Source organism: Vibrio coralliirubri, from assembly GCF_024347375.1.
GTDB lineage: Bacteria > Pseudomonadota > Gammaproteobacteria > Enterobacterales > Vibrionaceae > Vibrio > Vibrio coralliirubri.
Genome location: NZ_AP025471.1, coordinates 372048 through 397937 on the forward strand (window position 1 = coordinate 372048; position 25890 = coordinate 397937).

Consider the following 25890-nt stretch of genomic DNA (forward strand, 5'->3'; position numbering starts at 1 on the left):
AAAATTCCGTTCCGTCCTTTTATAGTGCTTATAACCAATCGTTATGATGTCTATGTAACCTATTGATTAATATGAGTTCCAGTGGGTGGCTAGAATAAAGCCTTAGTTTGTATGTGTGATCCTTATCATGTTTGTTGGCGTAAACCTTATCGATGATTTCTGTATCCGCATCTCAATGAAAATGACAAAAAGATTAATAGCTTAGGGAATCTCGCGCATGCGTAAAAAATGAACTATACGTTGTAGGGCAGGATGCAAATAACTTACGAAGAGGTTTCTATGACAGCGAAATATGGCGCTAAACGTCGATTAGCGATTTTGGGTACAGCAATGATGGCCGCGTCCAGCGCCACTTTTGCGGCAGAAAAGCCAAATATATTGGTCATTTGGGGGGACGATATTGGTCAATCCAATGTGAGTGCATACACCTTCGGTCTCATGGGTTACAAAACTCCGAATATTGATAGCATCGCGAAAGAAGGGATGATGTTTACCGATTACTACGCAGAGCAATCTTGTACTGCGGGTCGATCTACCTTTATTACGGGACAAAGTGTATTACGAACGGGTTTGAGTAAAGTAGGCTTGCCGGGCGCAGACATTGGCTTACAAGCAGAAGACGCGACAATCGCAGAAATGCTGAAACCTATGGGTTACATGACAGGTCAATTTGGTAAAAACCACCTTGGCGATAAAGATGAATTCCTTCCAACAGCACACGGGTTTGACGAATTTTTTGGCAACCTTTACCACCTAAATGCTGAAGAAGAACCAGAAAATGAAGATTACCCAACTGACCCAGAGTTTCGTAAGAAATTTGGCCCTCGTGGTGTTATCAAATCATTTGCTGATGGCAAGATTGAAGATACTGGTCCTCTAACGCGTAAGCGTATGGAAACGGTCGATGAAGAAACACTAGACGCGGCACTTGATTTTATGGATCGCGCAGTGAAAGCGGACAAACCATTCTTCGTATGGTGGAACGCGACACGTATGCACTTTAGAACGCACGTGAAAGCCGACAGTAAAGGTGTAACCGGTGTTGGTAACTACGCTGATGGTATGGTTGAGCACGATCGACACGTTGGGCAACTATTGAAGCAAGTGGATGAGTTGGGAATCAAAGACAACACGATTGTTTTCTACTCAACGGATAACGGCCCTCACATGAACTCGTGGCCTGATGCGGGTACAACCCCGTTCCGTGGTGAGAAAAACACCAACTGGGAAGGCGCATACCGTGTACCAGCCATGGTTCGTTGGCCTGGTAAGATTGAACCAGGAACCGTTTCTAACGAAATCATGCACCATATGGACTGGATGCCAACCTTCGTTGCCGCTGCTGGTGATGACCAAATCAAAGAGAAACTACTCAAAGGTCATACTGCCGGTGATAAAACGTTTAAGGTTCACTTAGATGGTTACAACTTCCTTCCTTACCTAACGGGTGAAGAAGAGAAAGGCCGTCGCTCGGAGATCTTCTACTTTACCGATGATGGTGATTTAGCGGCGCTTCGTTACAACCAGTGGAAAGCAGTGTTCATGGAGCAGCGTGCAACGGGTACGATGCAAATTTGGGCTGAACCGTTCGTGACGTTACGTCTTCCTAAGCTGTTTAACCTGCGTATGGACCCATACGAAAACGCAGACATTACATCGAACACATACTACGATTGGTTGTTAGACCATGCTTATATGTTCGTTCCAGCACAAGCGTATGTAGGCAAGTTCCTAGAAACGTTTGCTGAATATCCGCCACGCCAAAAAGCCGCAAGCTTTAGCTTGGATCAGGTCATGGAAAAACTTCAGGAATCTCATAACAAGTAAGTGATTGTTGGAGTGAAACTGAAAAGACGAAAAGAGCTCTTAGGAGCTCTTTTTTTATGCGCATACCGATGAGTAAATCCCGGTCGTGAATATGAGTCACAACAATCGAGCTTACTGCCACTAAATAATTGTAAATTCGTTGTTTTTACGTCTACCTTATTAAGCATAAGGATGTATAAAAACAAGGAATGTTATGTCTGCATGGTTGTGCTTACTGGTAAACGGATTGAAATGCCAGCGAGTCGCAGTATTATCCGCAATCTTGTCTCCACTAATGTTGTCGCTGTTCAGTTTGAACGCTTATGCCAACGAGCAAGATCCTAATATCAACTCTGATATTTCAAAGACCAGCTCTGTAGCTTCACACGTTAGCTCTGACGCTTTACCTAGCGGCTCTAAAGCCACCTATGTCGGTTCGGAAGCTTGTATTGATTGTCATAGTGAAGAAGTCGAAGCGTGGGAGGGCTCTCATCATGATATGGCGATGAAGCATGCTACAGATGAATCGGTATTAGGTGATTTTAACGACCAAGCGGTCACTCATGACGGTAAACCTAACCGATTTTTCCGCAAGGGCGAAGAGTTCTGGGTCAATATCGAAGGGCCAGACGGCCAATTCAAAGATTACAAAATCAGCTATACCTTTGCCTTTGAACCACTACAACAATACATGGTTGAATTTGAAGACGGCCGTGTACAGTTGATTCCTTTCGCTTGGGACTCTCGAACTGAAGGCGAAGGCGGTCAACGCTGGTTTCACCTCTATCCTGATACCACCAACACTGATGAATTCTACTGGACCAACAGCGGTCAAAACTGGAACTTCATGTGTGCTGATTGCCACTCTACGAATCTAGAGAAAAACTACGACAGCGCGAGTAATACCTACAACACTACTTGGTCTGAGATTAATGTCGGTTGTGAAGCCTGTCATGGCCCTGCAAGCGAGCACGTTGAGCAGGCCAAGCTAGCCAAAGCTAACGGCGGAAAGGATGCTCCAGTCTCGGCGCATTATGGCTTTGATCGTGACTTGTCAAAATCGGTCAAAGAGTGGATCTACCAAGAGGGCAACTCAACCCTGCAACCAAAAGACATCATCCATACCAACCAAGTTCAAACCTGTGCTCAATGCCACAGCCGACGTACTCAGTTGAATGAAACAGGTGACCACGTGAACGGGTCATTCTTTGATAAGTATCGCCTGAGCTTAATTACTCCTGAGCTTTACCATAACGATGGTCAAATCTACGATGAAGATTACGTTTACGGATCTTTCCTTCAATCCGTGATGGCTGAAAAAGGCGTCACATGTACTAACTGCCACGATCCCCATACCGCTGAACTAAAAATTGCGGAAGAAGCCGTGTGTAGCCAATGTCACATTGCATCAGAATACACGCCTGAAAAGCACACATTCCATGAAGCCAATACCGAAGCTTCACAATGCACGACTTGTCACATGCCAGAGACGACTTACATGGAGGTCGACCCAAGGCGTGACCACAGTTGGCACATCCCACGTCCTGATATTAGCCAACACATTAAAACGCCGAACGTGTGTACTAGCTGTCATGAAGATCAAACCGACCAGTGGGCAGATAAGCAAATAGGTGAGTGGTTCCCAGATTCTAAGTATCGTAATCAGCAGCACTTTGCCGTTGCCTTTTATGCTGACTCAATAGGATATAGAGGGGCAGAGGATGCGTTGGCGTATTCGGCTCAGGATTCCAGCTTAAGCAATATCATTCGAGCATCTAGCTTAGAACGTTTAGGCGGTAATACGGGTAAGAATACGCTTATCTCGCTGGCAAGAGCGGTGAAACATGATGACGAGATGATTCGTTTGGGTGTGGTGCAAGGCTCGTCCGGTTTCCCATTCACTGATCGATGGCAGATTCTAGAACCGCTACTGAAAGATCCTGTATTGTCGATTCGTTCAGAAACCGCAGGCGCATTAGTTCGTTATTGGGGAGAAATGAATCCTCTGCAGAAAGACCAAATCAAGCCTGCATTGGAAGAGTACATTGAGATACAGCAATTTAATGCCGACAGAGGGTTTGGACGCACTAATCTAGGTAACGTTTACCGAGATTTAGGCCAGCACGATAAAGCGATTGAGTTCTATTTAGGTGCTATCGAGATTGAGCCTTACTTCGAAAACAGCTACGCCAACTTGGCGGATCTGTATCGAGCGCAAGGTAACGAAGCAAAAGCGTTGTCGACCTTGAAGCAAGGTATTGAAGCTCAGCCTAAATCGAGTGTATTACCATACAGCACAGGGTTATCTTTGCTTCGTGTGAAAGATTACGAACAAGCAACGGACTACCTTAAACAAGCTGCTGAAACTGCACAAACCGACCCTCAATATTGGTATGTGTACGGATTGGCTTTGGAAAAATCGGATGTGCTTGCGGCAAGTCAATCACTGCATAAGGCTTACCAATTTAGCCGTAACCCACAGCACCTGTATGCCCAGTGTGAAGTGTTGGCGCGAAACAGCCATATACCGGGCGTACCAAAGGCGTTTGAGCAATGTATTTCATCATTGAGCAAAGTGGCTCCGCCGGAGGCCATTAACCAATTGAAAGCTAGGTTTAAATAAAGCGATGAGGTGAGCTTGGCTATCGAGCTTATAACTAATAGTTATGGGGCTTGTGAGTAGGATGTACGCAGCCAGATTGAATTAAGGGAAGACCTATGAACCATGCGCAACAAGCAATAAACCAACTGATTGAACAAACAGAGAAAAGTGTTATCGGTCAGAGCCACGTCGTTCGGGCTCTGGTGATAGGGTTATTGACTAATGGCCATGTGCTTTTAGAGGGACTTCCCGGTACAGCGAAAACTCGCTCAGTAAAATCGCTGGCGAATCTACTGAACACCAGTTTTGGTCGAATTCAATTTACGCCAGACCTGCTGCCATCTGATGTGACGGGCACGGAGGTGTATCAGGAGCTTGATGGAAAGCCTCAACTGCATTTCCAACCGGGTCCTATTTTCAATAGCATTGTATTAGCCGATGAAGTGAACCGTGCGCCCGCAAAGGTACAAGCGGCTCTGCTTGAAGCGATGGCGGAAGGGACGATTACGGTGGGTGGTCAAACTCATATTCTGCCAGATCTGTTCATGGTATTAGCTACGCAAAACCCAGTTGAGCAAGAAGGTACGTATCCACTCCCTGAAGCTCAAATGGACCGTTTCATTATGAAAGTGACGGTCGATTATCCAGAAGATGAAGCTGAACGTGACATCATTCGACTGGTCCGCAGTGAAGAGTTGGGTAGCGAAACCAGTTCAGAATTAGTCACTCCGGATCATATTGAACCTGAGTTGGTGCTTGAAGCTCGCCGCCAACTTCCAGATATTGCCGTTTCCGATTTAGTTGAGAACTACATTGTGGCCTTGGTGATGGCGACTCGTAAGCCAGAGCGTTACCCAGAATCAAACTTGTCTAAATGGATTGAGATTGGTTCAAGCCCGCGTGCTTCCATCGCGTTGGATAAATGTGCTCGCGCTTATGCATGGCTGCAAGGGCGTGACCACGTCACGTTAGACGATGTACGTGCCATGTTGCCAACCGTGTTAGGCCACCGATTCTCGCTGTCTTACGACGCATTGGCCGATGGTGTTGACCATCAAAGAGTGGTTGAAGAACTGCTCGATAATGTTGAGATTGGATAACTAGGGGGCGTCATGGCGAAGCCAACACAAGCTCCCAGATCGCAAGGCCTTGATCCTCGACTGTATTGTGATTACTCAAGTTTAGTGAGAATTCAGGCTCAAGCTGACTCGTTTTCTCTACTGCCTCACCTAAAGGCGGGCAGCGTGCTTTCGGGTAGACACAATTCATTGTTCCGTGGTCGAGGCTTGAATTTCGAGGAGTTACGTCACTACCAACTTGGTGATGACATTCGTAACCTCGATTGGAAAGTTACGATGCGAACAGGTAAACCTCATGTTCGTAGTTATACCGAAGAGAAAGACCGTAATGTGATGATCTGTGTTGATCAACGCAGCTCGATGTTCTTTGCGTCTCAAAATACCATGAAATCCGTTGTGGCCGCCGAAGTCGCTGCATTGTGTGGATGGCGAGTGCTGAAAGATGGTGATCGTGTCGGCTTTGTTTTAGCTTCACACCAAAAGCTCTTTCATACCAAAGCGCAACGTTCTCAATCGGATTTATTGGCTCAGCTAAAACATCTTACCAAAGCCAATCAAAGCTTAGGTGTCAGTGTGAGCGATAGCGAAGGTGTTGGGTTTAGCCAGTGGATTGAACTGATCAAGCGCATGAGATTGAAGCAGTCGACCTTAATCTTTATTAGTGATTGGCGAGATTGCCAAGAGCAACATCTTGACCGACTAAAACAACTGCAACAACATAACGATATCTTAGCCATTATGGTCACCGATCCATTAGAACAATCGTTGCCTCAAGATCTGGCAAGCGCAAACTGGGTGGTGGGTGATGGTCGCTTTCAACTGAATCTGGATAGCCAATCTAAGGTTAACCTCGCAAGCGAAAGCCTTGCCCAAAAAGCGGCACTCCAGAAACAGTCGCTTGCTAAATTGATGGCGATGAAAAACCTTCCTTATATCGAATTAGACACCTCAGGCAATCACATATCACAGCTGCAAAAGCTGGTGGGAGGGCGTTAGATGGCTGTTGAACATACGCCTCCAAGTACTTATATCCTTCGCGACCTACATGATGTCGCCATTCCCGAGAGCGTGAGCTGGATGCCGCAAACCATTGGTTGGAAGATCCTCGGCGTTATTCTGTTATTGGTCGCTATCTATCTGGCTTATCGTTTGGCGCAGAGATGGTGGAATAACCGTTATCGTAAAGAAGCGCTTCAAGAGCTCATGGTATTGGATGCACGAGACAAAAACTCAACTGAACGAACCTTTAAAGTCCTCAAAGTGGTGCTTCGCTACCTAGACAGCAGCAATGCCAAGCTGTTTGGCCAAGCTTATGTCAACCGTTTGAACGCTTACCTGCCTGTTAGTGCTAACACCAGTGAAAACAGCAATGCGTTCTTTGCCGATGAAGTTTCGGAATTATGGATGCAGAGCTTAATTGACCCTAATGTCCGTTTGAGCTTTGAACAGCGTTTAGAGGTGATTCAAACCGCGATGATGTGGCTAAAGCTTCATAAACCCGATGTACAAACAAAACCGAATGTACAGGTAATGGCTGAGGGGCACGACAATGTTTGATGTTTTATCTGCCAGCTTTGAATTTGCGCACCCGCTATGGTTTATCGCGCTGCCTCTGCCGTTGTTGGTCTACTTTGCCGTGCCAGCTTATCGGACTAAGCAAATGGCGATTAAGGTGCCATTTTTTCGAGAATTGGTTGAAGCGATTGGGGAAGCTCCGTCAGAAGGTGCCAGCCAGTTAACGCCAAGCTGGTGGCAACGAACCACGCTCATTATTACTTGGGTATTGGTCGTGTGCGCGTTAGCGAAACCAACCATTCTTGGTGAGCCACAGGTTCGTGAACAATTAGGTCGTGATGTGATGGTGGTGGTCGATTTGTCTGGCTCAATGGCGGAGCAAGATTTCACCTCTAAGCAAGGCGATAAAATCTCTCGTTTAGATGCGACCAAAGAGGTGTTAGCCGATTTCGCGAAAACCAGAAAAGGGGACCGACTCGGTTTGATCTTGTTTGGTGATGCAGCGTTTGTACAAACGCCATTTACCGCAGACCAAGATGTATGGCTTGAACTGCTTAATCAAACCGATGTCGCTATGGCAGGGCAAAGTACGCACTTAGGTGACGCAATTGGTTTGGCGATCAAGGTGTTTGAACAGAGTGAGAAGCAAAGTGCTGCCGTTCAATATTCAAACGTCGATACCAACGAAAAAGAGAAAGTCGTGATCGTATTAACAGACGGTAATGATACGGGAAGTTTTGTTGAGCCTATCGATGCCGCAAAAGTCGCCAAGGCTAAAGGCGTTCGAATTCACGTTATTGCGATGGGCGATCCGCAAACCGTTGGTGAAGTGGCTTTGGATATGGAAACCATCAAACGAGTGGCTCAAGAGTCTGGTGGCGAAGCCTTTGAGGCGCTTAACCGCGACGAACTGACCAAAGCCTACGCTCAGATTGGTGAGCTAGAACCTCAGTTATATGAAAGTACCACTTATCGCCCTAAACAGGGGTTGCACCACTACTTGATGGCGATTGTTGTAGTGATGTATTTGACCGCATTCAGCTTAGCAACGATACGCCGAAGATCGCTGCTCGCTTCTTCGGCTAAGAATTTGAAAGGAGAGAGTGATGCCTGATTCTCTCACGATACAACAGTTCTTTACCCAGTTTCATTTTATCCGACCATTGTGGTTGTTGGCCTTTATTCCAATGTTTTTCCTGTTATGGATTCGTTGGAGAGAAGAGACCAAACCAACGTGGAAAGACATTTTACCTGCACATTTACGTGATGCATTGACGATTGGCGAAACAGGCTGGCGCAAGCAACTGCCGCTGAAGCTATTGGTGGTGATTGTGACTATCGCCATCATTATCTGTTCTGGCCCGACATGGCAACGTGAAGCATCGCCTTTTGGTGAAGACAAAGCGTCGATGTTGGTTGTTCTTGATAACAGTGAATCTATGCTTGCTAAAGATTTACCTCCAAGTCGCTTGGAACGATCTAAGCAGAAAATTAGAGACTTATTGGCCGCTCGCAAAGGCGGTAATACTGGCTTAGTAGTTTACGCAGGCAGCGCACACGTCGCGATGCCCGTCACACAAGACAGCAAGGTATTCGAACCGTTTCTTGCGGCTATCACACCCGACATCATGCCGGTATCAGGTAAATCAGCAGAGGCAGCGTTGCCACTCATAAATCAGCAACTGTCTGGTGAGTTAGGTTCGTCAGTGCTTTTAGTCTCAGATGGTGTGAATCCAAGTACGACGCGAGCTTTTGAAACCTTCTTTAACGAAAACCCGTATCAGTTGCTGATTTTGGCTGCCGGAAATAGCGATGTGGTGAGCGATAACCCTGTCGACCTTGATTCATTGCGCAATTTAGCGAATAAGACAGGTGGTCGAGTGATTGAGGTGACCGTTGACGACTCGGATATTCGACAACTGAATCAAGCCGTTGAAAGAAATATGCAACTTAACGGTGAATCCTCTATGCCATGGAAAGACATGGGCTATGGCTTGCTTATTCCAATGGCGATCATCATGTTGTTGTGGTTCAGAAAAGGATGGTTGGTACAGTGGTGTGTTGTTGGCCTAGTGATTTCAGGCAGTATTTATTCACCAAGCACTTTGGCGAAAACAGTCAATTTAACCGCTGAGAAACCCGTTGTGGTGGAGTCGCTTACAGCTTGGGATAAGACCGCTCAATGGTGGTGGGACTTATGGCTAACGCCCGACCAACAAGGTCAACGTTTGTTGAACCAGAAAGAGTACCTTCAAGCTGCCAAACATTTTACTGATCCAATGCGAAAGGGTGCGGCTTATTACTATGCTCGTGATTTTAAGCTCGCTCACAGTGCATTCCTGCAAACCAAAACTGACCTTGGTTTGTACAATGCAGCGAGTGCGTTAGCTAGGCAGCGTGAATACCTTGCCGCGCGAGACCTTTTGAAGTCACTAAGCGAGAAAGAGGACCTTTCACCAGAACTAAGAACGGATGTGGAAAACAACCTTGCAGTGCTTAGCGGGATTGTTGAAGAGGTTAACCGAACCAGTGAAAGCCAGTCTGGAACCACAGATGGCCCTGAAGAATCTTTAGAACTCGAAGACGATCAGCCGCGAACGGGTGATGGTGCTGAAGAAGAAACGGTAGCGGAATTGATGCTCAAGGAAACGCTTAACGCCAATGAAATCTTGGGCAGCCAAGAGCTTGCCGACAAGTGGTTAAAACGCGTCGAAGCGGATCCTAAGTTCTTCTTGAAGTCGAAATTTCAAATTCAATTAAGAGACCCTGCACCGTCTATCGAACAGACACCGAAACAGGAACAGGCATCAAAACAGGAGCAAGCACAATGAGTCGATACGATTTAGCGCTTGAAGCGATTCAATCAAAGGGAGCGCGATTCACATCCCGTACATGGTTGCTGTCGATGACTCTTATGTTGAGTTGGTTTTTTCCTGCTGTTGCTTCTGCTGCCGATATCTTCGATCTGCAAAAAAGTGGTGACGTTGAGCTTATCGCTTGGATTGGCGAGAAACCCAAGTCGGGCGACAAAATAATGCCGACCAAAGTCAGCGTAAATGAGCAGGTGATTCTGAACATTGAGGTGGCGACACCGCGCTGGTTAACAGGCGGCACTCGAATTGGCAGCATCGAAATCCCTAATGTGATTGCTAAACAGCGTAACCAACTCGCGACGAATTACACAGAAAGAGTCGGTGGTACTACATGGTCACGCCAGCGTTGGGAAGTGACGCTTTATCCGATGACTTCTGGCGAGTTTGTCATTCCAACCTTACCGGTTCGTATCCAAGTTTCTGCTCCTGATGGTTCAAACGTTGGTGGCACGCTTTACACGCAGCCGATTAAGTTTGAAGCTTCGTTGCCCTCAGGTTTACTCGATAATGAAACGCCTTGGTTTTCTGCGACAGAAGTAGATGTAGAGCAGCAATGGCAACGTTCGAGTGAAGAGCTGAAAGTTGGCGATGCCATTACTCGAACTATCACGATTAAGGCAAAAGACAGCCTTTCTGTGTTGCTACCAGACGTGCTAACCAATGAGTCCACTCAGCAGTTCCAAGCTTACCCACAGCCCAACCGTTTGGATGATACACAAGAACGTGGTGATTATCGCTCAAGCCGAGTTGAAGAGACGGTATATGTGATTCAACAAGGTGGTGAGTTTACGTTGCCAGAGTTTTCATTTCAGTGGTGGGACAGCAAAAATCAACGCCTTGAAAACGTGGTGATAAAAGGAGAAGTGTTTGAAGCCAAACACACAGTCCAATCTTTCATCAAAGCCTACATGTCGGTGTTTATTACTGTTGGTTTGGCGTTATTAGTCTGCATTGCGTTGATTGTTTCCGTTAAGCGTTACTACGCAAATCGTCCAACACCAAGTTGGTTGGTATTACGTCGTTTACTCAAGCAAGGTAATTGGGCTGCATTAAGAACCTTTATCTACCGTCAATTGCGAAACGAAACCTCTCAGTTAGAACTGAATAAAGCGCAACTAAGTAAAGAGCAACTGGGTAAATCAAATGGGCAAAAGCGTTGGCTAGAAGATAGCGAAGCCCTTCAACAAGGAAGTGAAGATAAAAACGTATTCACTCGTTTATGGAAAGGGTTACGTAACTTGCCCAACGACAAATCAAGCCAGAGTAAACCTCGTTCAATTGCCGCTTGCTTGAAAATCCCTAAAGCCTTGCCAGACTTAAAAGATAGAACTAAGTAGCAAACTTTAGTCATTCGCATCGAACATAATCGGCAGGTTCTCTACTATGGGGAACCTGCTTCTTTAATATGGAACTGTATGAAAAGTACCGAACTAAATCTAATTCCTATATTTGTTGCTATCTATGAAGAGCAGAACTTATCTAGGGCTGCTAATCGCATGGATATAAGCCAACCAGCAGTGAGTAAAGCACTTGCAAGGTTGAGAGATATCTATGATGAGCCACTGTTTCACCGCACCACATCAGGCGTAGAGCCAACCACATTTGCTATTGATATCTATCCTGCAATGGCTGCCGCACTTAAAAACTTTACTTCTACTTTATCCGCATCAAGAGACTTCGATCCTAAAACCTCAGGCCGTGTGTTTTCCATTGCTTGCGTCTCGGCAGCGAGCTACGAAATGATGCCAAAAGTAATGCAGTTAATCAGCCAAGTCGCGCCAGGTATCGCGTTAGAGGTTCACCCGCTGTTTACCGAAGACTATGAGTCCGATTTAAGGCTTCAAAGACATGACGTGATTGTTGATATGACGCCTAAAGGAAGAACCATGCTTAAGCACGAGGTGATTTCTACAGAAGAGCTGGTCGTGGTGTGTAGTAGTGATCATCCTACGGTTGGCGATACGATCGATATGGAACAGTTCTTAGCACTCGAACATGTTGTTGTATCAAGGTGGCATGCGCGCAAAAGCTTATTGAGCTCAGAGCACTACAGTGACCTTGAGAAACGTAGAATCGTGTATCGCGCAGCGGGCGTTGTAGAGATGCTGCCTGTTATCGAAGGCTCTGAGTATATCGGTGTAATGCCTATTTCATCGGTGCGTTGTTTTGCTGAAAAGTACGCGGTAAAAACACTGCCATTACCCTTCGAGTTGGAAGACCTCGATATGTGTATGATTTGGCATCCAAGCCGTACTAATGAACCAAGCCATAAGTGGTTACGAGCTAAGATCAAAGCGGCAGCAAAAGAGTTATCAAGTTAGCCTATACAAGGACATAGCCATGGAAAGCATTCGCGCGATTTTAAGCCAATATCCCGGAATTAAGGCAAGCCATCTTTGCGGCGAGGGACAATGATATTGACCTGCAAGTTAGAGTGACTTGGGAATCGTCGGACATGTTTCGTTTGGTAAGCGAGGCAATATGCGATGGTGTTAAGCGTCTGATTGTGGCGGGTGGCGATGGAACGGTGAATGAAGCCGTTAACGCGCTCAACCAGTTCCGTGCGAGTGAAAGACCACAACTGGCGATTATCCCCATGGGCACTGCGAATGATTTTGCGACCGCAACGGGAATACCTAATGATATTTTGGGTGCTTTTGAACTAGCGCTGGAAGGTAAGGCGTTTGCAGTGGATAGCGTGCGTGCGAATGACCGTTATTTCATGAACGTTGCTGCGGCGGGTTTTGGTGCTGAAGTCACAGCCGAAACGCCAGTCGAGCTTAAAGATTTTCTCGGTGGCGGTGCGTATACGCTAACAGGTGTGGTGAAAGCACTCGGCTTTAAGCCTTACAGTGGCACGTTGACCATAGACAAAGGTAGCTTTACCGGGGAGATCCTTGTTGGTGCTTTTTGTAATGGTCGCTTAGCGGGTGGAGGATAAGAGCTAGCACCCAATGCATTGATTGATGACGGCTTGATGGGTCTTACTTTGGTCAAAACCTTCATGGCTTCTGATCTGCCAAAAGTCATCGAAGAGCTCAAGCATCCAGCCGACAACGGCAAGTACATTGTCCATACTCAAGCTCGTTGGCTAGAGATCGATTTCCCTCAGTCACTGCCCATTAACCTTGATGGTGAACCTTATCGTTCCAATCAAATACGTTTTGAAGTCATGCCATCCAGCATTTGTTTGGTGCTGCCAGAAAACAGTCCTTGTTTGGTGAAAAACCGGTAAACCACTTCGGTTGGGTAAACGGAGTGATCGACCGATAGGGTCATTCGCTACGCTAAGATTCGTTATGCTTCTTTTTGCGTTTGTTCTGAATTAAGCAAGAAGTAAGATAACCAGTCATCAATCGGCAGAGGACGCGCAAAGAAATAGCCTTGAGCGTATTTACAACCGATCTGGCGCAGTGTCTTCACATGACTCTGGGTTTCAAGGCCCTCTGCAATCACTGAAAAGTCGAGTATTTGCGCGAGTTTAAGCACCGCACAAGTAATCTCGTAATCAACCTTTGATGAGTTAATATCTTCAATAAAGCTTCGATCTAACTTTACGCAATCAGCCGAAAGATTCTTCAATACCGACAGTGAAGAGTAACCCGTGCCAAAATCATCGATAGCAATCTTATAGCCTTTAGAATGAAGCACGGCTTTGTTGCGTAATTAAATTTAGAGATAGAGCCAACCCGTTTCGCTTGTTTCTTAGTCAATACGACAAGTTTCAGGCATACCTAACCCAGTAAGCTTGTTCAACGCTTTTATCATCGCGTAAGTTTCACCCACCTGGGCATTGTAATTTCTTAAGCTCAGTTTCCCTCCTAGCAACTGTTTAACTCGATACATCGCTGTTTCTGAGAGTGAACGTTTGTGGTATCCATACCGCTCTTTCCAATACTTATTTGAGTCGTATAATTTCTGGCAACCCACGGCGAGATTTCGAGGGTGACCACGCTCCCAGAAGGCAGCCCCTTCTCTTGGGGGAATAAGCGCAATAGCTCCCTTAATCTTAATAGCAGCGTGACACGCTCTCGTGTCGTAAGCGCCATCACCAGACACCTCAAGGATACTTCGGCGTGTTTGTTTCAGTAAGTTCGGGAGTACTTCTCCATCTGTAACCGTCGATAAACTTAGCTCGGCGGCAATGATCTCATGAGTGTTGGTATCGACTGCAATATGCAGCTTTCGCCAGACTCTACGCTTGCCATCCGTCCCATGTTTTTTGACTTTCCATTCACCTTCGCCATAAACCTTAAGGCCAGTAGCATCAATGGCTAGGTGCTGTATCGCTCCTCTCGTTTTAGTCTTAAATGAAACCTCAACTTGCTTGGCTCTACGACTGATGCAGGTGTAATGCGGACAACTTAACGGTACATGGGCTAACCTAAATATCGAGTCGATAAATCCTTGCAGCGCTCTCAATGGCATAGAAAAAACTCGTTTGACCATGAGTGCTGTCGTGATAGCTAAATCACTGAACCGACGCGGCCTACCGCGCTTATTCTGTTTGCTTTGCGCCCATCCGCTTATTGCTTCTTCATCAATCCAAAAAGTCAGAGAACCACGGTTAATGAGTGATCGGTTGTATTGCTTCCAGTTGGTTGTTTTATAACGAGGCTTAGGCATAGGACTACGAGATAGAGTGGAGGTAGCTGATCAGATCGTAGGTTCTTGATTTAGTTCCATTGAATTACGCAACAAAGCCATGAAGCACCTCAATGGTTCTCGAACAGGTTTCAAAATCACGCATCATGTCTCTTTCGGTAATCTCAAGCAGCAATTGGTGAGGTTGGCAATCCGTTTCATCCAATATCACTTGTAGCTGCTCGGCGAGGTCTGTCATATAGAACATTCTCGCTGAGAAATTGATTGAGAAAATCACGCCTTGCAGGTCGATCCCCGCACGTTGCCATTCAGTGATTAAGTTCGCCACTTTCTTAAACACCCATTTATCGATGTCGATAATGAGGTCACTTTTCTCCGCCACTTCAAGGAAATCAATCGGTGGCAGTAAGCCCAATTTAGGGTGTCGCCAGCGAATAAGTGCTTCGGCGCCAATGATGCCCTGTGAGTCTAAGTCGACTTTGGGCTGGAAGAACACTTCAAGCTCGTCGTTAGCAATCGCTTGATGAAGCCCTATGTTGGTTTCGATTAAGTCGTTCACTTCGTGGGTCATTTTATCCGCGTAGATTCTGTACTGGTCTCTACCGTTCCGCTTGGCGTGATACATGGCGGTATCTGCGTTGCGAATTAAGGTTTCACGATCCAAACCATGAGTAGGGTATTCACAAACACCAATACTCGCAGAGACGAAGATAGAATTATCATCGATGTAATACGGCTTTCTTAATGCTTGATTCAAGCGATCGGCGATCGGTTCACCTTCTTCTAGGCCAACATTGGAATACACAACCAAGAACTCGTCGCCACCCATTCGAGCAACAAAGCCTTTATCGCCGACTAAGTTACTCAGAATGTCAGATACATTGACTAATAAGTTGTCTCCGGGCGCATGTCCTAAGGAGTCGTTAATGGTCTTAAATTCATCAATGTCGAGATAAAACAATAAGAAAGAGGCGTTGCTCTCACTGGATTTTCTAATCTCTTCATCTAATAGTTTGGTGGCCAACAGTCGGTTAGCCAAATTCGTCAGTGGGTCATGGTGCGCGAGGAAGTCGAAGTTCTTCTTCTCTTCAGTGAGGTCGAGATAGGCCTCAGACAGTCTTAAAGCCATGTCGTTATAGGCTTTTTCTAAGTGAGACCATTCGTCACTTCTGCCCAAGTTGATCGGGTTTTTGAGGCTACCGGATTCTAAACGGTCGAAGCCATGCCTAAGGGCATTGAGTGGTTTTCGAATGTGGTGTCTAACAACGTGGCTAACCAGCAACATCGACAACACGACGGCTGAAATGCTGATAACAATCGCATTGAGCCTTGAGAGACCGATTTCTTTTTCAAGCTGGTCTGTCAGTTCTAAGGCTTGGTTTTGTACGCGTGATTCGGTTTTTTCTACCATCTCCAACAAGTCACTTTGGGCAACTAGCAGTGATGCCATCACCAACCAACGCTGTTCCAGATTCGCTCGAATGCGTTTTAAAGCGGCGTTGTATCGTTTCACCGTTCGATTGATTCTTTTCTTCTCAGCAATAACCGCTGTTGTTTCGATATCAACGTTTTCTAAATGGAGCAAAAATATATCGAGTTCTTTCTCGACCTCGATAAGCAGGACTTTCTCCGTTTCTGGCGTGATACGGCTGTGAATGTCACCGACCATTTTCCCCGAAGTGAGAAACGACTCTCGTAGCATGTTGATGAGATCTAATTCATTGTTATAACGGATGAAATTAGGTTGGTCTAAGTGCCTTAGCTTGCTGTCGGCGATTGCAAATTCGAGTTGATCAAGTTGCTCGGCTAACGCAGCGTCGATTTGATTTGTCTGTTTTAGAATTCGATTCAGTGCTAGCGAACTGCCTAAGAAACGGTGGAAGTTATCGATAAAGGCATCGATCTTTTGCGAGAAACCTTCGTTGGTCGAAAGATCTCTCAGTCGTTGCAGTTGGAAATCAACATTGAACGCTTCTTCAGACAGCGTGGTTTCACTGAACAAAAAAGTCTGTTCCAACAGCTTAACTCGAGAGGTGAGCGTAAACACGCGACGACTGATTTCAGAGTTAACAATCAAATCTGACACGTGTGTCGAGGTTTCCGTTTTGAGCGTCGACTCGACGTAATAGAGCGAGCGGATCACCATGATGACCGCAAGGCTCACAATCAATAGCGAAACCAGATTCGAAATAATGAGCCGTTGGGTGATGTTTATCTGAGGTAGTTTCATTGTGGCTTCCAAATTTTCAGATACGCTTCACGGTAGCCATTTTTAGGGTCGTAGATGCCTTTGTCTGACTGGCTGATGAGTTCTTCAACATTATCGGGCGTGACGAGATGCACAGGGGCAGAGTAGCCACTCGGAGGCATCTGGTTGAATGCTCGATTGAGCTCGTCGACAATTTGCCAACCTTGTAGATATAAGGGTTCAGGTACCGTCGCCAGTTGGAATTGACCGCTATTGATTCTTTTGTACGCGGCTTTGCTGCCGTCACCCGCTGAAATGTTTTGTGGTATTAGCCGATACTCTTCGAGATTAGATTCCAAAGAAGGGATCGCGTAATCAATGTAGAGGTCGTTGATGGCTAAGATATGCGTTATTTTTTCGCCATATTGATCATCAAGGTTTTTCAATGTTGCAGGCATCTGCTCGGCAATTTTATCGAGCGGTAAGTAGTTCAGTTCAAGTACATCACAGGTACCGCAACGCTTGATGGTGTTGACCATCGCGTTGGCCTTGATCATCGCAATTTCATAGTTCGGGTCGGTAAACACCACGGTTTTTGCTCGCCCGTTTGAGTTAACAATCGCGAGTAGCGCGGCCACCTCCGCCACATCGAGAGGGTCGGTGGTGATGTTGGTGTATAAGCCGATTTCTGGGTTGCCACCAACAAGCTCAGTCGCATGCCAGCCAATAACAACGATTCCGAGATCTTCCGCTTGTTTCAAAATGGTTTTGTGTCGAACAGCGTCAATGCCGCCAAGAACAATGGCATCGGGTTCAAAGCCAATCGCTTTTCGGATAACTGCACCTTGGCGTACTTCTGAGCCTAAGCCATCAATGAACCTCAGATGCCAATTGATGTTTGAAATCGCCTCAGAGATACCTTTACCCACACCGTAAACGCCACCATTACGTAAATCAGACGCGACAAAAATAACGTTTTTTTCATGACGCACCGCAGGGCCTTGCATTGGGCCATCCCAAGTTCTCTGATTGGAAACCGCACGCATCACTTTTTCTTCAGCATATTGGAAGAAATCGTCTTCATGATTACCCGCAAAACTCTGAGAGTAGCAAGTAGTAGCGAGCAACAAACCCGCAAAATTTAATCTCTTATTCATATGGCTTATAAAACGCTTTAACTTATAATTGCCCTATATTTATAATGTTGTTAATAAACATTCAAACATTTGGTAACAGTTATGCCGGGTCAACTTTATAAAAATATTTTACCAACCCTACTGACAGCGTGTTTTTGCCTCCCTTTGTACGTCAATGCAGACGGTGTAAGGTCGGAGGCTGATGTAAAGAAACTTGAAAAATTTCAAGAGACTGTAAGTGGCGAGCCAATTTCATTAGCTCCGATGTCGGTAGAAAAACCGGTAAGAATTGCGCTGATTTATCCAAGTGCAGATATTTCTGACTTTTGGACCAGAAACTACACCGCATTGAAGGAGAGGCTCATCGCTTTGGAGCTGCCTTTTGAGATCAGTGAGTTTACCTCAAGGCAAATTGAGCACTCATTACAGACCCAATACATCGAGCAAGTCCTGAATTCTGAGACGCCTTATGACTTCGTCATTTTTGGTCCTTCTGAATTAGGTATCCAAGCCGGCAACATTCAAAAACTGTCCGCTTCCAAAGATTTCAAAACCTTTATTTGGGCGTTTCACACACCGAATGAGCAATGGAAACATCAACCAGACAGCTGGTTTGATTTCTCAAGCGCGATGGGGGCTGAGGTGCTTTGTGACCATGTGGTGAAAGAACTCGGAAATGAAGTCGAGTTTTCAGCCAATCGAGGAATTCCGGGAATAACAGATACTCAACGTTCACAAGGTTTCATTGATTGCGTAGAAGAAAAAGGCGATTGGTTAACGGTGTATGAGCACTTTGGGCAATACCAGAAGATAGGTGGAGCCGACGGGATTCGTTTGGTGCTCGGTAACTTCCCCGAAGTGACCATGGTTCACAATGCTAATACTGCGATGACAATGGGAGCGGTGGATGCTTTAAACAAGGCTGACATGTTGTCTCAAATCTATGTGACGGGTTGGGGCGGTACTGCGAAAGAGATAGAAAAGATTCGTTCCGATGAATTAGACGCGACGCCTATGCGAATGAGTGATGACCTTGGTGTGGCAACGGCCGAAGCGATTAAGTTTCACTTGGAAGAGCGAGAGGCAGAAGTCCCGTTGGTTTACTTAGGTCGTATCACCGTTGTGCACAATAAGATGAATGACGACCAATTAAATCAGCTAACCAGAGAAGCGTTTCGTTACTCGGGCAAGAATTAGGTTCGATCCATTTAGCCTTTATCAATCAAAAAGAGCCGCTTATCTGTTTCGACTTAGTGAGTCAGAATTAGATAAACAGCTCTTTTATTGAGTGGGTTCCGGATTCGAAATCTAGCTCACGAAACCTTAGAGATTGAGTCTATTCCGTGATTTCTTGCAGCACTTCTCCGATTGACCCGCTTGGTTGGGTGATTCCCAGTTTGTTCGACAGTGTCGGTGCAATGTCATATGGCGTCACTGCTCGTGATACCTTCTGAGCTTCAACGTCGTAACCTGCGAAGATCACCGGCACATGTGTGTCATACTTCCATGGAGAACCATGTGTAGAGGCAATTTGGAGGCCTTCCATGTCGTTAATGTAGCTGCGCGGTGCAAATACCACGTACACGTCGCCAGAACGAGCAGGGTGGTAGTTATTTTTAATTAGCTGCATCACATGCGTATCCGGCACTCGGTTGGTTGCGATATCACTGCTTGATACAGCAAACGCAACGCCTTTCACTTTTGCAATCTCATCAGCAATGGCTTCTTGTACCTTAGCCAGATCAAGCTTCTTCTCAGCGATCAGATCATGATTCAGATAGATGTAAGGTTGTGCGTACAAGCGAATCGCGTCTTTGGTTAAACCAAATTCATCCTTCAATCGTTTCTCAACACCACTCGAGAGTAGTGTGTCTTTATTGAAGTATTGAGCTTGATTGAAGCCAAGCGCATTTGCCGCAGGTGAAGATTCAGGAACGCCGTGGTCGGCAGACAGCACAATTAATGTGTTTTCTAACCCGACTTGGTTATCCACGGTTTTGAAAAGCTTAGCAAGAGTCTTATCAAGTCGGATAAGGTTGTCTTCTGTTTCTAGGCTTTCAGGGCCGTAAAGGTGCACCACGTAGTCGTTTGATGAGAAACTTACAGACAGATAATCAGTCACGTCGCCTTGGCCAAGCTTCTCTTGCATCAACAAGGTGCTAGCGAAGTTTTCCGTGATCTCGTCACCAGCAGGGCTAACGGTTAGGGTGGTGCTGTAGTATTTGTAGCTTGCCGGGCCGTATGGGTGAGGGAACGTACGTTGGAAATCACCGAGTTTCACTTTGTGTTCGGTATCGTGTTCTTGCAACGTGTATTTCTCACGCGGTAATGATAGCTCCCATTTCTGTTTGGAATACTGAGCAGCAATCGCTTTCTCGTTCCAGCGCGATACCCAATCTGGATACTCGTCGTAGTAATAGTTACTGGTGACGAATTCAGATTGTGCTTTGGAGAACCAGAAGGCTTTACCGCTGTGTCCCGCCAATGAGATTGCGCCGCGGTCTTTCACAGATACACCGAACACTTTTGATTTGCCACTATTGGAAATCGTCAACTCATCACCAAACGTAGTCGAGAGTATTGGCTCCGGAGAGCGGCCGTCGCCTTGTGCTGTCTTCTGCGTTGGGTCGATCTCTGTTGCTTTATCGACACCCGCACCAGAGGTCAGCATTTGGTAGTTACCGTCTTCTACGTTATACACCAAACGTTCTTCGCTACGGTCATACCAAACGTTACCTACCATGCCGTGTACGCTCGGTGGAGCGCCGGTTGCAAGCGATACATGGCCCACAATCGTTTCCGTGTTGCCATGTTGGTAGTTCGCGTTGGTGTAGTAAGTACCATCATCCATTAAGTACCGGAAACCGCCTTCACCGAAGTTGCGCTTATATCGTTCGATTAGATCTGCGCGCAGGCCATCTACCGTGATTTGAAGGACTAGATTTGGCTTTTCCGCAGCTGAAGCTGGAAGAGCGCAGAGTAACGCGAGTGTTAGTCCTGAAAGCTTGGTGTATTGCATAGCGTTTCCTTATTCACTGTTGCCGCTGAGTTCTAATGTTTGGTCAGGTTTCTAACGTGTGTACAGTGCGAATCGTATTTTTAGTATTGTTGGTGACGATTAGTGAACCACATAACCGTCGGCATCTTTAGCTAGTTCGCTTCGTTGGCTAGTTAACAGCTTTAGTTCGTATCCTTAACTAAACGCAGCCCCATATCTGACATAGTGATCGATTGGCTTGCGAAGTCACGACGGTAACTTTCAGATTCATTTTCGTCATAAGCAAAGCTGCCACCGCGAACCGATTTGTGTGATAAACCGACGTCGCTGTGTTTTGCGCTGTTAGGGTTGTCTGTTGGACCGAATCGGTAGAAGGTGTCATCGAAGGCATCGATAACAAACTCGCCCACGTTTCCTGTCATGTCATATAAGCCTAGTTCATTTGGTTTCTTTAGCCCGACTGGATGCGCGCTATTTTTAGAATTTGCTGAGTACCACGCAACATCATCTAAGTTATTGGAACCACTGTAAGTAAAGCCTTTGCTTTTGTTGCCACCTTTCGCTGCAAATTCCCATTCAGCTTCAGTAGGCAAACGGTATTCTTCGCCTGTAAGTTCGTTCAATTGGTCGACGAAGTAGTTCGCTTGTTGCCAGCTAAGGTTATTGACTGGAACTTGTGGGTTTTGGAAATAACTGAGAGATGAACCCATCACCGATTCGAACAATTCTTGAGTCACCTCAAACTTCGCAATATAGAAACTATCTACAGTTACATTACGTGCAGGACGCTCTGCTTTGGTCGCTTCTGGATCGTTCGACCCCATGGTGAATGTGCCGCCTTCAACCAACACCATCTCTTGGTCGATTTGTTGGGCGATAGGGTGTGTAGGCACGCTTGCACAGCCACTCAGAAGAATAGTCATGGTGACGCTGCTAATTGTTGCTAACTGTTTGTAATTAAGAAATTTCATCACGTGCCTCAGATGTTCGAAATAGGGTCTAATTCTAACGTTTAAGGTCATTCCTATTGGTTATAAAGGGTATAACATGTCACCTGATCGAATAGGAATTATGATGGCTCCAGAATACTAAAATAGGTAGGTAAATCATGCATATTACTCAAGGTCCACAATATAACGGTAAAGCGTCTAAGCGCTTGCATGTCATGGCTAAGCCGATTGGCGCAGCGTGCAACATTGACTGTAAATATTGTTACTACCTAAGTAAGCAAGATTTGTTGGAGTACAAGAAAGGCAGTTCTCCAAGAATGGATGATGAGACGTTAGAAACCTACATCCGACAATACATCGAAGGTCAAAACACACCAGAAATCATCTTCTCATGGCAGGGCGGTGAACCGACCATGCTAGGTTTGGCGTATTTTGAACGCGTGGTTGAGTTACAGAAAAAGTACCAACCTAAAGGCGTATTAATTTCAAACGATTTACAAACCAATGGTACTTTGCTGAATGATGATTGGGCTGAGTTTCTTGCGAAGAATAACTTCCTGATCGGTTTGAGTATTGATGGTCCTGAAATGCTGCACAATGCCTATCGTGTCAACAGAGCTGGCCGTGGCACATTCAAACAAGTGATGGCGGCCGTGGAGCTGCTGCATAAACATCAAGTGAAGTTCGCAACGCTGACTTGTGTGAATAACCTCACCAGTCAAAATGCACTTGAGGTCTATCGCTTCCTACGTGATGTGGTGAAGTCACCGCAAATGCAGTTTATTCCTATCGTTGAACAGAAAACGTTCAGAACGGTTGCACCGCAAACATCCCAAGTGAGCGAGCAGCTCAAACAAGGCGACAAACGCCTGATCCCCGGACATAAAGATTCGATCATGGAATCGTGGTGTGTGTCGGACTTGGCTTGGGGTAATTTCCTTATTTCTGTATTTGATGAGTGGGCCAAGAACGACATCGGCAAGGTGTTTGTTCAGTATTTTGAAGCGAGCGTAGAAACATGGATTGGGCGTCCGAATCCACTGTGTACCTTGAATGAGATATGCGGAAAAGGCTTGGCAATGGAGCCAAATGGCGACGTATTTTCATGCGACCATTATGTTTACCCTGAATACAAGATTGGCAATATTCATCACGAGAAACTTGATGATTTGGCGTACAGCGCACCACAGCAAAAGTTTGGTTTTGCTAAATCCCGCACACTGACCAGTCAATGTCAGCAGTGTGATTACAAGTTTGCTTGTCATGGTGAGTGCCCTAAGAACCGCTTTATCAAAACTCGAGCAGGCGAACCGGGCTTGAACTACTTATGTGCAGGTTGGCATAAGTTCTTTTCTCATGTCGATAAGTCGATGGCGTACATCGCTCGTGCAATGGGGTATCCAGTGGCTCATGGCAAATTCAGCGACTCAGTATTGATGGCGCATCGAGCAAAACAGGCGCAACAAGCGACGTTCGAGACCAAGTTTTAACTCGTTCTTTGGATCAACAGGTCCAAGATAAATTTAATCAGATACGAGTCTAAGGACAGGCTAAGTTCTCCAGTTTAAGGTAATACTATGATGAAGAAGAGTTTAGCGACGGCTGTTGCTTTATTGGTTTCAACGTCCGCATTGATTTCAACGTCTGCGATGGCTGCGAATAGCGTTCAACAAACGGTTGACGCGCCAGCACAAAATATCAATCAAGTGCTTGAAATGACGGACACTCAAACCCGTATTCAACAATTGTCTTACATGGCACAAGATCAGAATCAATCTGTTGAAAATCGTACTGGTGCACTGCAAGAGCTTGCTTCATACCCAAGCCAAAATGCGCTGGTGGCTGTTGCTAGAGGCTTAAAAGATCAAAACCCTGAAGTGCGTGAAGCGGCAGTTATCGGTTCTGAACCTTACCAACTTGAACATCGCTGGGCGTTAGTTTCACCTCTGCTAAAAGACAGCGATACCATGGTTCGCCATACGGCAACGTCAAACCTAGTCCGTGACTTCAATGCGTTAGATGACGAGCAGAAAGCACAAATTGAACCACCAGTCACAGAGCTTATTAGCTTCTTGGAAACGCAAGAATCTGAAAAGTACCAATTACTGTTTGCTGATGTGCTTCGATGGCACAACGATTGGGATAAGGCGGAAACGGTTTATCTAGAGCTGATCAATACTCACCCAAAAGAAGCACAAGTTTGGTTGAGCTACGCAGATAATTTTCGAGCTCAGAACAAAGACAAACAAGCAGTCGAAGTATTAGATCGTGGTTTAGAGAGTGTGCCAAACAACGCCGCACTGCATTATTCGAAATCGTTGACTTTGGTTCGCCTTGAAGACAAAACTGCGGCAGCCAAAGAGATTGAAGTGGCCGCGAAGCTAGCGAAAGATAACAGCTATTACTGGTACCTAAATGGGGTGTTACAAGAAGAGTTGGATATCGACAAGTCGACTAAATCGTTCGAGAAAGCATATTTGATCTCTGGTTCTCCAGAGCAATTATATGCGGTCTGCGATATCTATGTGCGCTACGGAAATGAAAAGACCGATGATTGCTTGGGTGAGCTAGGTAAAGTGGCTCCTGATTATGTTATTGAGCAGTTGAAAGAGAAACGAGTAGCGCCAAGCTCATAATATTCTAATGAGTAACTAGCGAAGCCGATAATGAAAAGCCAGTCGACATGAACTGACCCCCAATAGTTGGACACCAATTATTGGGGGTCTTTTTATGTCCAAATATAGCCGAGAGCTAAAATGTATCATTGCTAAGCAATACTTAGATGGCACGTCATCTCTCTACTTAGCAAAACAATATTCAATTTCTTCAAGGCAGATACGGTATTGGGCTCAAGTCTTTGCCATCCATGGTACTGATTCATTTTTACCAACTAATCATGCCGCGACTGCTCAAACAAAACGAAAAGCATTGAATTTAATGTGGACGAATGAATGGTCTCTCACGCACACTAGCGCTGTATTAAACCTCTCATCCCCTGGAATACTCTCTGTCTGGCTTAAACGATTTAATGAGCTCGGTATCAAGGGGCTCGAAATGCGCCAGAAAGGAAGACCCTCAATGAAACAGCAACCTCAACGTACCACTAAGCCTGATAATGAAATGACACTTGAGGAGCTAAAAGAGGAGTTGGTCTACTTACGAACCGAGAATGCCGTTCTAAAAAAGTTGGAAGAGTTGGAGCAGAAAAAAAACCGTCGAACAAAGAAAAAGCGGTCATAGCTCTAACTCTTAAAGGCAAGTACCCATTAAAGCACTTACTGCACACTCTACAGTTGGCAAAAAGTGTCTTTTATTATCAGGCTCAAACGAGCAAGCGCCAAAATAGCTACGAACGTGAGCTGCGGTTGATAAAGTCAATTTATCATGAACATAAGGGGCGATACGGCTACCGCCGTATTCACTTGGAACTAAAGAATCAGGGGTTCGTGCTTAATCACAAAACGGTTCAAAGGCTTATGGCTCAGCTCAACCTTAAATCGACGGTCAGGATTAAAAAGTATCGTTCATACCGAGGAGAGTCAGGAAAAGCTGCTCCCAACGTTCTTGAAAGAGATTTTAGTGCGACTCAACCCGATGAAAAGTGGGTAACTGATGTCACGGAGTTCAAAGTCAAAGAGCAGAAAGTATACTTATCTCCCGTTGTCGACTTGTTTACTCAGGAGGTGGTTGCTTATAGAGTGGCCAAAAATGCCTGCTTGCCGCTTGTCACAGATATGCTGACGGAAGCTATATCAACGCTTAAACCCAACTCAAAGCCAATTATACATAGCGATCAAGGTTGGCAATATCGCCATCGACAGTATCAGAAAAAGGTAGCGGAGAGTGGGTTAACGCAAAGCATGTCGAGAAAAGGTAACTGCTTGGATAATGCTGTTGCTGAAAACTTTTTTGCTTTACTCAAAACCGAGATGTATCACAACCAAAGCTTTGAAGATGCAGATGCTCTGATAGAGCAGATTAAAGAATACATCGAGTACTACAATACCAAACGTATAAAAGTGAAACTAAAAGGCCTGACTCCGATAGAATATCGAACTCAGGCCTTGAAAGCCGCTTAACAGAAATGTCCAACTTTACGGGGTCACTTCAACATGTTCGACTGGCTTTTTCTCATCCA

The 25890-nt window shown here is 45.7% G+C and carries 18 protein-coding genes and 3 pseudogenes; 15 read left to right on the plus strand and 6 right to left on the minus strand.

Translation table 11 applies throughout. From position 1 onward, the window contains the following. The first annotated feature begins 279 nt into the window (after window positions 1-279). The 10 genes and pseudogenes from OCV20_RS18310 (at window position 280) to yegS (ending at window position 13110) form a co-directional block, all read left to right on the plus strand. Complete coding sequence (locus OCV20_RS18310) at window positions 280-1827, plus strand: arylsulfatase (RefSeq protein WP_017060009.1); 1548 nt, start codon at window positions 280-282, stop codon at window positions 1825-1827. A gap of 193 nt (window positions 1828-2020) precedes the next feature. Then, a complete protein-coding gene (locus OCV20_RS18315) occupies window positions 2021-4429 on the plus strand; it encodes a tetratricopeptide repeat protein (RefSeq protein ID WP_086773851.1) in 2409 nt (802 codons plus the stop codon). Window positions 4430-4524: 95 nt separating this feature from the next. Beyond that, window positions 4525-5508 carry an AAA family ATPase gene (locus OCV20_RS18320; RefSeq protein WP_086773852.1) on the plus strand — a complete coding sequence of 328 codons (984 nt, stop codon included), beginning with the start codon at window positions 4525-4527 and terminating at the stop codon, window positions 5506-5508. A 12-nt stretch (window positions 5509-5520) separates the two neighbouring features. Then, window positions 5521-6483 (plus strand): DUF58 domain-containing protein, encoded by a 963-nt coding sequence (locus OCV20_RS18325; RefSeq protein WP_086773853.1) that lies wholly within the window; start codon window positions 5521-5523, stop codon window positions 6481-6483. Continuing rightward, complete coding sequence (locus OCV20_RS18330) at window positions 6484-7044, plus strand: DUF4381 domain-containing protein (protein ID WP_086773854.1); 561 nt, start codon at window positions 6484-6486, stop codon at window positions 7042-7044. It abuts the gene before it with no gap. Then, window positions 7037-8116: a vWA domain-containing protein gene (locus tag OCV20_RS18335; RefSeq protein WP_086773855.1), complete on the plus strand. Its 1080-nt coding sequence runs from the start codon at window positions 7037-7039 to the stop codon at window positions 8114-8116. The genes OCV20_RS18330 and OCV20_RS18335 overlap by 8 nt, the downstream gene beginning before the upstream one ends. Then, entirely contained in the window at window positions 8109-9833 is a 1725-nt protein-coding gene (locus OCV20_RS18340) for a vWA domain-containing protein (RefSeq protein ID WP_086773856.1), read from the plus strand. The genes OCV20_RS18335 and OCV20_RS18340 overlap by 8 nt, the downstream gene beginning before the upstream one ends. Continuing rightward, the gene (locus tag OCV20_RS18345) at window positions 9830-11212 is read left to right on the plus strand and encodes a BatD family protein (protein WP_086773857.1); all 1383 of its coding nucleotides are present in this window, start codon (window positions 9830-9832) and stop codon (window positions 11210-11212) included. Before OCV20_RS18340 ends, OCV20_RS18345 begins: the two co-directional genes overlap by 4 nt. Window positions 11213-11290: 78 nt before the next feature. Next, window positions 11291-12196 (plus strand): LysR family transcriptional regulator, encoded by a 906-nt coding sequence (locus OCV20_RS18350; RefSeq protein ID WP_048613320.1) that lies wholly within the window; start codon window positions 11291-11293, stop codon window positions 12194-12196. A 19-nt stretch (window positions 12197-12215) separates the two neighbouring features. After that, window positions 12216-13110: pseudogene (gene yegS / locus OCV20_RS18355) on the plus strand (lipid kinase YegS). Between the two features lie 62 nt (window positions 13111-13172). Here yegS and OCV20_RS18360 read toward each other — a convergent pair. The 4 genes and pseudogenes from OCV20_RS18360 to OCV20_RS18375 all read right to left on the minus strand — a co-directional run. Then, window positions 13173-13538, minus strand: a pseudogene (locus tag OCV20_RS18360) (EAL domain-containing protein); the annotation flags it as partial. A gap of 42 nt (window positions 13539-13580) precedes the next feature. Further along, window positions 13581-14501 carry an IS5 family transposase gene (locus OCV20_RS18365; protein ID WP_261881408.1) on the minus strand — a complete coding sequence of 307 codons (921 nt, stop codon included), beginning with the start codon at window positions 14499-14501 and terminating at the stop codon, window positions 13581-13583. A 79-nt stretch (window positions 14502-14580) separates the two neighbouring features. Then, window positions 14581-16710 (minus strand): annotated as a pseudogene (locus tag OCV20_RS18370) (diguanylate cyclase domain-containing protein); the annotation flags it as partial. Then, a complete protein-coding gene (locus OCV20_RS18375) occupies window positions 16707-17825 on the minus strand; it encodes a substrate-binding domain-containing protein (RefSeq protein WP_086775756.1) in 1119 nt (372 codons plus the stop codon). The pseudogene OCV20_RS18370 and the gene OCV20_RS18375, both read right to left, overlap by 4 nt. Window positions 17826-17906: 81 nt before the next feature. Between OCV20_RS18375 and OCV20_RS18380 the strand changes: the two genes are divergently transcribed. Then, window positions 17907-19001, plus strand: a complete 1095-nt coding sequence (locus OCV20_RS18380; RefSeq protein WP_086775755.1) for a substrate-binding domain-containing protein — start codon at window positions 17907-17909, stop codon at window positions 18999-19001. Window positions 19002-19140: 139 nt separating this feature from the next. Here OCV20_RS18380 and OCV20_RS18385 read toward each other — a convergent pair whose 3' ends face one another. Together OCV20_RS18385 and OCV20_RS18390 are read right to left on the minus strand one after the other, a co-directional pair. After that, window positions 19141-20823 (minus strand): alkaline phosphatase family protein, encoded by a 1683-nt coding sequence (locus OCV20_RS18385; RefSeq protein WP_086775754.1) that lies wholly within the window; start codon window positions 20821-20823, stop codon window positions 19141-19143. 161 nt (window positions 20824-20984) lie between these two features. Beyond that, entirely contained in the window at window positions 20985-21773 is a 789-nt protein-coding gene (locus tag OCV20_RS18390; protein ID WP_086775753.1) for a formylglycine-generating enzyme family protein, read from the minus strand. A 137-nt stretch (window positions 21774-21910) separates the two neighbouring features. On the opposite strand from OCV20_RS18390, the gene OCV20_RS18395 reads away from it, so the two are divergent. From OCV20_RS18395 to OCV20_RS18410, 4 genes are all read left to right on the plus strand, one after another. Then, entirely contained in the window at window positions 21911-23242 is a 1332-nt protein-coding gene (locus OCV20_RS18395) for an anaerobic sulfatase maturase (RefSeq protein ID WP_086775752.1), read from the plus strand. Window positions 23243-23329: 87 nt separating this feature from the next. After that, window positions 23330-24388: a HEAT repeat domain-containing protein gene (locus tag OCV20_RS18400; RefSeq protein WP_086775751.1), complete on the plus strand. Its 1059-nt coding sequence runs from the start codon at window positions 23330-23332 to the stop codon at window positions 24386-24388. A gap of 94 nt (window positions 24389-24482) precedes the next feature. Continuing rightward, complete coding sequence (locus OCV20_RS18405) at window positions 24483-24992, plus strand: helix-turn-helix domain-containing protein (RefSeq protein WP_086774936.1); 510 nt, start codon at window positions 24483-24485, stop codon at window positions 24990-24992. Continuing rightward, window positions 24989-25831: an IS3 family transposase gene (locus OCV20_RS18410; RefSeq protein ID WP_108721729.1), complete on the plus strand. Its 843-nt coding sequence runs from the start codon at window positions 24989-24991 to the stop codon at window positions 25829-25831. The genes OCV20_RS18405 and OCV20_RS18410 overlap by 4 nt, the downstream gene beginning before the upstream one ends. Window positions 25832-25890 lie beyond the last annotated feature (59 nt).